7 protein-coding genes are annotated in these 12,421 nt (G+C 52.2%); 4 read left to right on the top strand and 3 right to left on the bottom strand.

Features of this window, described 5'->3' with window-relative positions:
• Positions 1-50: 50 nt before the first annotated feature.
• Positions 51-1,205 carry a class I SAM-dependent methyltransferase gene (locus tag AC4IE8_RS12705; RefSeq protein WP_490791174.1) on the bottom strand — a complete coding sequence of 385 codons (1,155 nt, stop codon included), beginning with the start codon at positions 1,203-1,205 and terminating at the stop codon, positions 51-53.
• 113 nt (positions 1,206-1,318) lie between these two features.
• On the opposite strand from AC4IE8_RS12705, the gene AC4IE8_RS12700 reads away from it, so the two are divergent.
• The 4 genes from AC4IE8_RS12700 to AC4IE8_RS12685 all read left to right on the top strand — a co-directional run bounded on the left by AC4IE8_RS12700 (position 1,319) and on the right by AC4IE8_RS12685 (position 9,449).
• Positions 1,319-2,074: a pteridine reductase gene (locus AC4IE8_RS12700; protein ID WP_068991163.1), complete on the top strand. Its 756-nt coding sequence runs from the start codon at positions 1,319-1,321 to the stop codon at positions 2,072-2,074.
• An 18-nt stretch (positions 2,075-2,092) separates the two neighbouring features.
• Complete coding sequence (locus AC4IE8_RS12695; protein ID WP_068991159.1) at positions 2,093-3,511, top strand: Glu/Leu/Phe/Val family dehydrogenase; 1,419 nt, start codon at positions 2,093-2,095, stop codon at positions 3,509-3,511.
• A gap of 483 nt (positions 3,512-3,994) precedes the next feature.
• Positions 3,995-4,390 carry a bacteriohemerythrin gene (locus tag AC4IE8_RS12690; protein ID WP_068991156.1) on the top strand — a complete coding sequence of 132 codons (396 nt, stop codon included), beginning with the start codon at positions 3,995-3,997 and terminating at the stop codon, positions 4,388-4,390.
• Positions 4,391-4,973: 583 nt separating this feature from the next.
• The gene (locus tag AC4IE8_RS12685; protein ID WP_490791173.1) at positions 4,974-9,449 is read left to right on the top strand and encodes a PAS domain S-box protein; all 4,476 of its coding nucleotides are present in this window, start codon (positions 4,974-4,976) and stop codon (positions 9,447-9,449) included.
• A gap of 251 nt (positions 9,450-9,700) precedes the next feature.
• Here AC4IE8_RS12685 and yoaA read toward each other — a convergent pair whose 3' ends face one another.
• Entirely contained in the window at positions 9,701-11,635 is a 1,935-nt protein-coding gene (gene yoaA, locus AC4IE8_RS12680) for a DNA repair helicase YoaA (RefSeq protein ID WP_068991150.1), read from the bottom strand.
• A gap of 79 nt (positions 11,636-11,714) precedes the next feature.
• Positions 11,715-12,212, bottom strand: a complete 498-nt coding sequence (locus AC4IE8_RS12675; RefSeq protein WP_068991147.1) for a hypothetical protein — start codon at positions 12,210-12,212, stop codon at positions 11,715-11,717.
• Positions 12,213-12,421 lie beyond the last annotated feature (209 nt).

The following is a 12,421-nucleotide window of genomic DNA, read 5'->3' as shown; positions in this document are numbered from 1 at the left end:
CGCGCGTTCATTTGAGGTAAAAAAACAATTGATCGTCAAACAGCTTGTGACTACAGACGCTCGCACATATCCCGCATGGAGAAGCCCTGAAGATTGAGTTGTAACCCTTTCAGTAGGCCCAGCACTTTGAAGCGCTCGCCCATTTCGGCCGGCAATGTCAGCCGTTTGACCCCCTGCATCAGAGACATGTGTCGGGCTACATCCTCAGGATCGGAATCCGCCAGCAGGCTATCGAGTCCGTTGGCCAGCAGAAAATGCGCCTGGGTTGTATAACCCCCAAGGCTGAACCCCGACTCAACCGCCACTTTGGCAGCGGTGGTAAAATCGACCTGGCAGGTAATATCCTGAATACCGACCCAACGGAATGGATCGCTATGGGCACGATGCCGGTAATGGCACATCAGCGTGCCCTGATCACGTTGTGGATGGTAGTACTCGGAACTGCTGTAGCCATAATCGATCAACAACACCACCCCCTGACTGATGGCCTGGGCCAGGCTTTTTATCCAGGCACTCTGACGCAGGTTCACCTCAGAGTGATAGCTGGATTTGAAAGGACCATACTGAGCCTGCAACTGCTTTATCGCAGCCTCAAGCCCCGGAGTGACCGGTTCACGATAGCTGGCCTTCAGTTGCTCCCCATCCTGAACGACGAAACACTCCTGTATGGCTCCATCCTCAACACGAAACCGGCTTACCGGAAGTGCATCCAGCAGCTCATTGGCCAACACACAACCGCAGAACTGCTCAGGCATGTGTTCCAACCAAACAACCCGCTCCAGCAGATCAGGCACTCTGGCCTCGAGCGTGGCTTTCTGGCGGCTCTTCAACTCCGGGCTGACCTCCAGAATCTGGTAGCGATCCGGAAGTTGATCAAGCGCTGCAAGCGCCTCCAGCAGGTCGGCAGCCAAAATGCCTGAGCCGGCACCAAACTCAAGTATGTCGGCTGAGGGCAGTAGATCGAGTATCGGCGCCACCTGGCGGGCAAGACACTGGGCAAACAGGGGTGAGACCTCAGGTGCGGTGATGAAGTCCCCCTGATCACCGAATTTTCGGCTACCTGCCACATAGTACCCCAGGCCAGGTGCATAGAGGGCCATATCCATGAATCTATCAAAAGGTATGGCGCCACCGGATTGCTCTATGGCACGTACAATCTGTCGCATCAGACGCTCACTGACAGCCTGCGCTTTGGTATCCGGCATGGGTAGTGCCCGCGTTGAATTTCCTGCTTGAGCGCTGAGACAGTCCGGCATAGTTCAGAAACCTATATGAATCCGTTAGAGTAGAGGACACCATTCAAACATGGAGTCACCAAATGACGCAAAGTCATTCCTCTCTGTCGGGCCAAACCGCCTTGATCACCGGTGCGGCACACCGGATCGGTGCCGCCATTGCAACCGAGCTGCACCATCAGGGTATGAATATTCTGCTGCACTACAGAAATTCAAAAACCGGAGCGGAAAAGCTCAAACAGCAGCTGGAACAACAACGGCCCGATTCGGTACGGCTGGCCCAGGCCGACCTGAATGACACCGCAAGTTTGGGCAAGCTGGTCGATCAGACCAAACAGATCAACAACCGCCTCGATCTGTTGGTCAACAACGCCTCCAGTTTCTACCCAACACCGCTGGATGAGGCCACAGAGGTCGAATGGGATGATCTGATCGGCAGCAACCTGAAAGCCCCCTTCTTTCTCTCTCAGGCGGCAGCGCCACTGTTGCGTGAGCAACAGGGCTCGATTGTCAATCTGGTCGATATTCACGCCCTGAGACCCCTCAAAGCTCATCCGATCTATTCGGTGGCCAAGGCAGGCAACGCCATGCTGATCAAGTCGCTGGCGCGGGAATTAGGACCCGACGTGAGAGTCAATGGTATCGCCCCGGGGGCGATTCTCTGGCCGGAACAGGGATTGAGTGAAGCCGCGCGTCAGACCATCCTCGAACGTACTGCACTGAAACGCCCGGGCAGTGAGTCGGATATTGTCAACACCCTGCTGTTCCTGCATCGAGATGCACCCTATATCACCGGCCAGATCATCCCGGTTGACGGTGGCCGAACCCTACAACAATAAAATACTGGAGAACGATCGATGAATGAGCCAACCACAGGACTGACATTCAGACAGAGTGTCGACCACATGGTGGACAGAGCCCTTGCCTATATGGATCTGGAGCCGGGTATCGCCAATGCCATCAAGAGTTGCACCTCCGTGTTACAGGTCAGCTTCCCGGTGGAGATCCGTGGCAAGATGGAGGTATTCACCGGCTGGCGTGCGGTCCACAGCATTCATCGGCTACCGGCCAAGGGGGGATTGCGTTATTCAGAATCGGTTGATCAGCAGGAGGTCGAGGCGCTGGCTGCCCTGATGACCTATAAGTGTGCCATTGTGGATGTACCTTTTGGTGGCTCCAAAGGTGGTCTCTATATCAATCCGGAAAACTACAGTCGCAGTGAACTGAAGCTGATCACCCGGCGATTCGCCCGTGAGTTGGCAAGTGCCGGTTTCCTCAGCCCCTCCACCAATGTACCGGCACCGGACATGGGTACGGGTCAACGGGAGATGGCCTGGATTGCCGACACCTATAAACATCTGAACCCGGAAGATATCAATGCGCTCGCCTGTGTCACCGGCAAACCGGTCGCCCACGGGGGCGTGAACGGGCGTACCGAGGCAACAGGTCGTGGGGTCCAATACTCCCTGCAGGAGTTTTTCCGCCACAAAGAGGAGTTGCGTGCCTGTGGCCTGGATGGGGAACTGGAAGGCAAACGGATCATCATCCAGGGCCTGGGCAATGTGGGTTACCACGCGGCGAAATTCCTATCCGAAGAGGATGGTGCAAAGATCATCGGTATCATTGTACGTGACGGCGCCATCGTCAATGAAGAAGGCATACATGTCGAAGAAGCCTACTATCACCGCTGTTCCCATGGTGGTTTGAAAGGTTTTGCCGGCGGCCGGTTTATCGAAGATGGCGCCTCGGTACTGGAACATGAGTGCGACATCCTGATACCGGCCGCCATGGAGTCGGCGATCACCGAGAGCAATGCGCCCAATATCCATACCAATCTGATTGCGGAAGCGGCAAACGGCCCAATCACTTTCGAAGCGGATCGAATCCTTCGCAGTCGCGGAATCACCATCCTGCCGGACGCCTATGTGAATGCAGGTGGTGTCGTGGTCTCCTACTTCGAGTGGATTCGCAATCTGAGTCACATGCGGTTCGGTCGTATTGAACGACGACTCGATGAATCGCGGGGACGACACATTCTGGCCGCCTTGGAGCATACCAGTGGAGAGAAAGTACCGGACTGGATCAGCGACAATCTGTCCAGAGGGGCCGACGAACTTGATCTGGTGCGTTCAGGCCTTGATGACAGTATGCGACTCGCCTTACAGGAGATTATCGATGTTCGAAAAAGGATGCCTGAAATTGAGGATTATCGAACGGCTGCCTATATCATTGCACTACAGAAACTAGCCCGCTCCTACATTGATATTGGCGTTTAAAACAAGTCATTCTCAGCCCCGCTTAGCAACTTGCTACAGTGTAAAATTTAACTGCTTTACATGCGCAGATTTTTATATAAGAATCTCTTTCCCATCGCGATAGCGGATTGAATATAAAAGTTATCGTTCATTTAATCGCCTACTGATTACATCATGGATTGTTATATTGAAAATGGAAACCCAATCTAACTATTCCCGTTATTCCACTACCGCAATCTTAGCGATTTCGCGGACAACCCAGTTTCACTCAACGCGACTGCAACCACTCATTAATTGTCACTCTGAATAAACTGACCAGCAAAGCGCCTGTAGTCGTGACACTCTAAACAACAACTAACATGAGTGAATCGCATTGCTGTTTATAAAAGACGGTAAGGGTTGGCTTCTTATTACTATTCCACAAATGAAGCCAGCGGCAATCATGACAGAGATGTTCATTTAATGAATCAACATATGGAAATAACCTAAAAGAGGAAGTAAAGCATGGCTTTAATGCAATGGATAGATGAAAAATACAGCACCAAAGTGGATGTTTGTGATACACAGCATAAGGAGCTTTTCAATCGCGTAAACGCTTTGAACGATGCGGTCTCCACCGGCGCACGCCAGGATATTGGCGCCACACTGGACAACCTGATCGATTACGTTGTGGTCCACTTTGAAACTGAAGAGCGTTTAATGGAGGAGCGTGGCTACAAAGGGCTTGATGCCCATAAGGAGGAGCATAAACAGTTGGTACAAACCTGTGCCGATCTTCAGGAAAAGTTTCACGCCGGCGAAGCAGAAATAGAAGATGGAACTATGGTATTTATCAAGAACTGGCTGGACCACCATATTCCTGTGATTGACAGAAGCTACAGTTCCGCTTTGAGCAACTGATTACGATAAGATGAGTACGGATACCTGAGCAATATGAAGAATAGATACTGGAATAGACCGAATACTCATGTGATTCAGTCATACAGTAAATCAAGGTAATCCTTGTTTTATCGTTTGATACCCTGGGGGACCCCCGCCCAGGGTATTTTTTGGACCCTTACCTGACTGAGAAGAGGTGATGATAATCAGATAGATTCTGTGTAAGCGAGATAGGTACCGCTTTATCCGGGACCAGCTGCTCAAACTCCTGTCTGTCCTTACACGCAGCGCTATTACTTTTTCTATCCCCTTGAAAACCACCCTCACCCTTGAGCTCCTGCTCTGCACAATACAGGGAACAGATCACTACCAGCGCCTATGACTGGCTTGATATGACCACTTCGCTCAATCAGCACCTGACTATAATTCATACATCTTGGAACGGACCTGTTGCGATCTTAGCGCTAACCTCAATTTAAATTAAGAAGTTCGCAACATTCTGATATTTAGAAAGATATTCATTCGTTCAGAATTCCCTGCTGCAGTCGCTATGATTAGAACATAAGCGAATTTTCCAGTTTTGAAATGGATTTCAGCATTTTGCATGGGCTCAACCGTACAACGCTCTGATTTAATGACTGATCTCTCTTTTCCATCGGTACAGACACTACTCCTACTTGTCCTGTTGATATTACTGGGACTGGTCATCTACCTCTGGTTTTTCCATACCACCAGAGCCAATCTCAAAGATCACAAACGCAACGAGAAGTACCGTAATCTGTTCGAGCAGGCGGGTGACGGCATCATCGTCCATGATCTGCAGGGAAAGATCCTCGACGTCAATCCCGCAGTCTGCAAACTGTTCGGCTACTCACCAGAGCAGTTCTGCCGGCTGCATATCTCACAACTGCACCCCGACAAACCTGATGTTGTGGAAATAAGCCGGGCGGCATTCAAGATGATTTCCAGGGATACTGAGATCAAGTTCGAAAACGAATTCATCACCAGCAGCGGTGAAATCCTCATCGGAGAGGTGACTTCAACCATCATTCACGAACCTGATGGAAACTACGTCCACGCCGTCTTCCGCAACAGTACCGCAAGGCAACAGGCTGAAAACACACTCCGCAAGCAGAACCGTATCTATCTCTCCCTGCTGGAGAACGTGAATGCCATCACCTGGGAGTTGGAGTTGAGCACAGGCCTGTTCAACTATGTCTCTCCCAATGCGAAACGTATATTGGGATACCCCCTGAGTGATTGGGCCGATATGCAGTCCTGGCTCGATATGGTGATCGAAGAGGATCAGGAATTTGCCAGCTCATTCTGTTCCGCGGAAACCAAAGCAGGCAGGGATCACTCATTTGAATATCGAATGCGCAAGCAGAATGGGGATGTCATCTGGGTTTTGGACCTGGTCAGAGTCGTAAAGAACGAAGCGGGTAAACCGATCAAACTGGCTGGTGTCATTTTTGACAACACCGACCAGCACCATATGGCGACCGCACTGAAAGAGAGTCGTCGCGCCTACAAAGAGGCGCAGGAGACAGCCCATCTCGGCTATTGGCAGATAGATATCAAGTCAGGCAAGGCCTTCTGGTCTGACGATATCTACAACATGCTCGGTCTCAATCCGAAGCAGGAGGTGGGCCCCGAATTCCTCTCGACGATCGTCAATCCTGAAGATTGGCCAGCGGTATCCGACTCACTGAGAAATGCCATCGACAGTGGCCAAAAACACGAGATAGAGTATCGCGTCAAGAGTCAACTACCTGAAAGCCATGAACTCTGGCTCTACTGCAAAGCCGAACGGGTACTGGATGATAAAGGCAATCCGGAAAGGCTTTCCGGTATCGTCCAGGATATTACCGAACGCAAGCAGACCGAACTTGCACTACGCGACAGTGAAACTTTTCTGCAGGATGTTTTCCATGCCATTCAGGATGGCATCATCGTGCTGGACACCGACTTCAATATCATCAGAACCAATCGCTGGATGGAGGAGCACTACAGACATCTTATGCCTTTGGCAGGCCGCAAATGCTACCAGATTTTTCGTGACCGGGATGAGCTCTGCGATAGTTGCCCAAGCCATCAAGTCATCAACAGCGGTTTGCCAAAAACGGATGTTATACCGGTAACCCTGAACAATGGAGAGAGAGGATGGTTCGAGCTCTCAGTCTATCCGGTCAAGGATGATTCAGGTCAAGTGATCAATATCATCGAATATATCAAAGACATCAGCGACAGGAAAAACGCCGAACAGAAGCTGGAACGCTTTCGGAAACTACTCGACCAATCCAATGATGGTATCTATATCATCAATGCCGAAGATGGCACTTTCCTGGATGTCAATTCTGCCGCCTACAGCAGTCTCGGTTATCGTCTCACAGATCTGCATCAGATGCGTGTCTGGGAGATTGATGGAAAAATCGATGATAAAAAGCAGTGGCATGAAATGATTCACCAGCTTGAAGCGACTAAAACCTCTGTCTATGAGAGCAACTACCGACATCAAAACGGTGAGCTGATCCCGATGGAGGTCAATGCCCAGCTGGTCGTACAGGACAGCGTCAAATACCTGATCGCAATCGCCCGGGACCTGACAGATATCGAAAGAGTCCGTGAGCAGCTGATCAAAAGCGAACAGGAGATGCGCACGATACTCGACAATGTGGACGCCTTCATCTATCTCAAAGACATGGATGGTAACTATCTGTTTGCCAATCGGCAGGTGCGTGACCTCTGGCATGCCGAGATGGATGAGATTATCGGCTACGGCGATGAGAAGTTCTTTGATGAGTCTAGCGCCTCAGCCATACGCATCAATGACAAAAAGGTTTTACGGCAGGGTGAGGCGGTACGCGCCGTTGAAACCAACACCGTACCACAAACCGGTCAGACCGCAGTCTATCAATCTACCAAACTGCCGCTCAGGCATGATGACGGCACCACCTACGCGCTCTGCGGCATCTCACTGGACATTACTGAGCAGAAACGGGCTGAAGATGCCTTGAAGGAGAGTGAACAGCGCTTCAGGATTGCGGGTCAAGCAGCCTTCGATCTGATTTATGAGTGGAATGTCGAGACTGATGAACTGAAGTGGTATGGGGATGTGGATCAGATTCTTGGATACAAAAAAGGCTTTTTGACTGACGACATCCAAAGCTGGCTGCAACTGATCCACCCGCAGGATCTGCAGCTGATGCGGAACAGTGTCGAGTTACACCGCAACTCGACCAAGGAGATCAGGTACGAGTACCGTATTCGACATGCCGATGGCAGCTATCGCTATTGGAAGGATCATGCCCTGCCGTTACTCGACCAAGATAACAAACCCTATCGTTGGGTCGGCGTCTGTACCGACATCACCCTGCAGAAAGAGCACCAGCTGCAACTGGAACACCACGCCAACCACGATCTGCTGACCGGACTACCAAACCGAGCGCTGTTGAGTGACCGTCTGACCCAGGCGATGCATCAGGAGAAACGCCGGGAACAAAGACTGGCCGTGATCTATATCGACCTGGATGGATTCAAGGAGATCAATGACCGATACGGGCATGATGTGGGCGACCTGGTACTGATCGGCATGTCGAAGCGGTTCGAGAGCGCTCTGCGGCAAGGGGACACCATCGCCAGATTCGGCGGTGATGAGTTTGTCGCCGTACTCAGTGATATCGAAAGCCGGGAAGCCTGCTATCCCATGTTGCGCCGTCTGATGGAAGCCGCCATCCGGCCAATCCAGCAACAGAACCAGCTGATACAAGTCAGTGCCAGCATCGGAGTAACCCTCTACCCCCAGGATGAAGAGGTGGGTGGGGATCAGCTGTTACGACAGGCGGACCAGGCCATGTATCAGGCAAAACTGGCGGGTAAGAACCGCTACAGCTTCTTTGATACTGAGTATGACAGGAGCCTGAGAGGCAAGAAGGAGGACCTGCAGCGGATAAGAGAAGGTCTGTTCGACAATGAGTTCGAGCTCTACTACCAACCGAAGGTCAGTATGAGGAGCGGTCAGGTGATTGGTGTGGAAGCACTGATACGCTGGCAGCACCCGCAACAGGGGCTACTGATGCCGATCAGTTTTCTACCGGTCATTGAGGATCATGATATCGCCGTAGAGATGGGCGAGTGGGTTTTGGAAAATGCACTTGCCCAGCTAAGCCAATGGGATGACCTTGGATTGAAGACTTCTGTCAGCGTCAATATCGGTGCCAGACAGCTGCAGAGAACTGACTTTGTTGATCAACTGAAAAAGATCGTGCAGCGCTATCCCGCAATCGCATCCGATCGCTTACAGCTTGAAATACTTGAAACCAGTGCACTGGACGACATGAATCATGTTTCCAAGATCATACATGAGTGTCTCGAATTCGGCGTCAGTTTCGCGCTCGATGATTTTGGTACCGGCTACTCCTCACTCTCCTATCTGAAGCACCTGCCCGCCACCACCATCAAGATCGACCGGTCGTTTGTGCGGGATATGCTGATCGATCCGGATGATCTGGCGATTCTGGAGGGCATTCTTGGCATGGCCACAGCGTTTCGTCGCAACGTCATTGCCGAAGGCGTGGAAACCCCTGAACATGGAGAGCTGCTGCTCAAACTGGGATGTGATCACGCTCAGGGTTATGGAATTGCCAAACCTATGCCGGCAGCTGAGTTTCCCGCTTGGGTTAAAGAGTGGCGTCCCTTCGAAACCTGGCAGCATCAGCTAAGATTGAGTCGCGATGACCTGTCGCTACTGTTTGCAGCCAGTGAGCACCGCGCCTGGATCAACACACTGGAGGAGGCCCTGCGTAGTGAGGAGATTGAGTTTCCGGAACTGGATCATCACCAATGCCGCTTCGGCGACTGGCTCTACAGTGACGGACAACGCTATGACCATCTTACGGCCTATCAGCAGATTGTCGCCCTGCATCAGCAGATGCATGAGCAGGCGAAGCAGCTCTATCAACAGAAACAACAGGGTAACGAAGAGGATCTGACAGATGGCCTGGCGAAGATACGTGACAAGAAACAGCAACTGTTGCAAAGAATGGATCTACTGATGCGCAATAGTCACGGTACGAATTGAAGCGGATGAGCTCTCAGCCCCGCAGAGACAGTAACCTGGCAAAGATCATTATCGACAGAACTATCAGCCCAAAGGGATAGGGAAAAATCCCGTACAGAAAGGCGGCCAACGTTATACCCAGTAGGGCGGCCAGTAACAGCAGAAATTTGTCATCGAGCAGCTTCATGATCATCGATCAATGTGGATTGAACTTATAGACAACTGATCGTGGTCGACGTTTACCAGTGCTTGTTAACCCGGTGATCTAATCATTACTCTGCCTGTTTTTGCAGTACCCCCATCAATGAGAAAAACCGCTGCACAACACTCAGATCCCGGGTCTTGGTCATCGGCGGCAGACTGCGGATGAAGACTTTACCGTAGGGCTTGTTCAGCAATCTCGGATCACAGATCACCAGCACCCCACGATCAGTCTCATCCCGGATCAGACGACCCGCTCCCTGCTTCAGGGCAATTGCCGCCTGGGGCAGTTGAAAGGTCATGAAAGGATTACCACCCTGCTGGCGCAGCGCATCGATGCGGGCCTGCAATACCGGATCGCCGGGAGAGGCGAAGGGCAGCTTGTCGATAATGACACAAGAGAGTGCCTCACCACGCACATCGATCCCTTCCCAGAAACTGGATGTCCCCAACAACACCGCATTCCCCAGTTCACGAAACTGCTCCACCAGCTCGGTGCGTGGGGCCGTACCCTGCACCAGCATCGGATAGTCGAGTTTATCCTGCAGATACTCCGCCGCCTCCTGCAGAGCCCGGTGGCTGGTATAGAGCAGAAAGGCCCGTCCGTTACTCGCTTCGAGGATCGGCAGAGAGAGATCCGAGACGGTCCGGTTGAAGTTCGCATCCGAAGGCTCCGGCAGACCCTGCGGGACATACCAGACAGCCTGCCTTGGGTAGTCGAAGGGACTGTCCCAACAGTGGGTCTTCGCCTCCTGCAGACCCAGCTGGTTGGCGAAGTGATCAAAGCTGTCACCAACCGCCAGGGTCGCCGAGGTAAAGATCCATGCGGCATGGTGAGCCTTCATCACACCACGAAAGATATTCGCGATATCCAATGGGGTGCGATTCAAGCGAAAGCTCTGGCGCTGGGTCTCATACCAGCGGATCGACTCCTCGGCCTGATCATCCAACAGCCCCTGTAACCGCTGGATCTGAACTTCACAACGCTCCTTGATACTGTCCAGCCCCTTACCCCGACCTTCGATGGCAGTCAGTGCTTCAAGCAGATCATCCAGCGCCTGCTGTAGATTTTCCAACTGCACATTGACCGATGGATTGTCTGAGAGATCGGACCAGGCGCCACGTCGCACCTCCAGACCGAAAGCCAGCCGCAGATTCTGGGATGCCCGCTTCAGCGCCTCTGCACGATCCATCAGTTGCGGGGTATCCTTGGCCTCCTTGTGATACTCGGTGATGCAATCCTTGGCCAGCTCATTCAGCTGACGACCACTGAGGGTGACGCCGAAAAAGTTGCCGGCCACCTCCGGCAGCTGATGGGCCTCATCAAGAATAAAACAGTCGGCGCTGGGCAGCAGTTCACCAAAGCCCTCCTCTTTGAGCGCCAGGTCTGCACACAGAAGGTGGTGATTGATGACTACCAGATCCGCCTCCTGGGCCCGTTTTCTTGCCTCTACCAGGTAGCATTTGCTGTAGGCGCTGCACTCCTGTCCCAGACAGTTGTCCGTGGTGGAGGTGACCACCGGCCAGATCGAGGCATCCTCCGGAATCTCCGACATGTCGCCGATATCACCGCTTTTGGTTGCGGTGGACCATTCGCGGATCTCCTGCAACTGTCCGAGTTGTTGTTTGGTCAGACGTATCTCTTCCACCAGGGTGTTTTCCAGTCGATGGATACAGAGATAATTGGAGCGTCCTTTCAGCAGTGCCGTACTGACCGGACTGGAGAGGCTCTGACGCACCTTTGGCAGGTCGCGGTGATAGAGCTGATCCTGAAGATTTTTTGTGCCGGTGGAGATGACCACCTTGCGCCCGGACATCAGTGCCGGCACCAGATAGGCGAAGGTCTTGCCGGTCCCGGTTCCCGCTTCACAGATCAGCACACCACCCTGTTGCATGATCTCAGCAACCTGCTGTGCCATCTCCTGCTGCTGCGGCCGATAGGAGAAACCCTCGATACGACTGGCAAGCCAGCCTTCAGGAGCGAAGATCTCGGCAATCTCTTTCATGATTCAGTGACTGGAGGATGCATTGGATTGAAAAGCTGGGTACTGCGATAAAATGTGTCGACCTATCGGGTGAGAAAACTCAATCTGACTGGTTATCCCAGACTTCCTCTTCAAGACCACTCTCTCTGGTCCAGGCGAGTCTTCCAATGATTTTGAATCGGGCCACTGACATCGCCCCCCGTTTGGCCCGGTTGCTACTGCTCTCCTCGATATATTCGAGAATCTCTTCCCGTTCCGCTTCATAGATCTCATAGGGTTCATAATCTTCATCCATGAGGACCAGCACCACACTGTCCCAGCTCTTCTCCAGCTTCAGCTGACCAATGCGCTGTCCCGATTTGCTCTCATCGAAAATGGTACGGGATTTTATCTGGATGCGTTTACCGTCACGCTCAGGATCAATGGCGTTAAAGCCCCCCTCTGGCGTGTTGTTGGGCTCCAGCTGCAATAATTTGATCGCATCGAATTCGGCAATTTCATTACTGATGCCAGGCAGCGGCTTACCCATGGTACGCCGATACTCGGCAGCCAGTACCCTGGCCTGACTGATCAACTTGTCAGCTTCGTATACGCTCAAGCCTTAACTCCCGGAATTGAGATTGAGGTCCAGGCGGGATTGTAGCCTATCTTCCACTGCTTTCGCATTTCGCATCACTCAATCCATCAACAGAATAAAATCCAAGGGTGGCCGTTTGTAAAATGTAATACAGTAAACTATACGACCGGGCCAACACACAGGCTAGGGCCGAATGGGGCTTACTTAAGCGTTATTTGGTGGGGCATGGC

The organism is Candidatus Thiodiazotropha sp. AKAK2 (genome assembly GCF_058244685.1).
This window is presented reverse-complemented; position numbering and strand designations above follow the sequence as displayed.

Excerpts from the sequence above, each read along its gene's own strand:
- AC4IE8_RS12705 (WP_490791174.1), bottom strand. The coding sequence starts at position 1,205 with ATGCCGGATACCAAAGCGCAGGCTGTCAGTGAGCGTCTGATGCGACAG.
- AC4IE8_RS12700 (WP_068991163.1), top strand. The coding sequence starts at position 1,319 with ATGACGCAAAGTCATTCCTCTCTGTCGGGCCAAACCGCCTTGATCACC.
- AC4IE8_RS12695 (WP_068991159.1), top strand. The coding sequence starts at position 2,093 with ATGAATGAGCCAACCACAGGACTGACATTCAGACAGAGTGTCGACCAC.
- AC4IE8_RS12690 (WP_068991156.1), top strand. The coding sequence starts at position 3,995 with ATGGCTTTAATGCAATGGATAGATGAAAAATACAGCACCAAAGTGGAT.
- AC4IE8_RS12685 (WP_490791173.1), top strand. The coding sequence starts at position 4,974 with ATGGGCTCAACCGTACAACGCTCTGATTTAATGACTGATCTCTCTTTT.
- yoaA (WP_068991150.1), bottom strand. The coding sequence starts at position 11,635 with ATGAAAGAGATTGCCGAGATCTTCGCTCCTGAAGGCTGGCTTGCCAGT.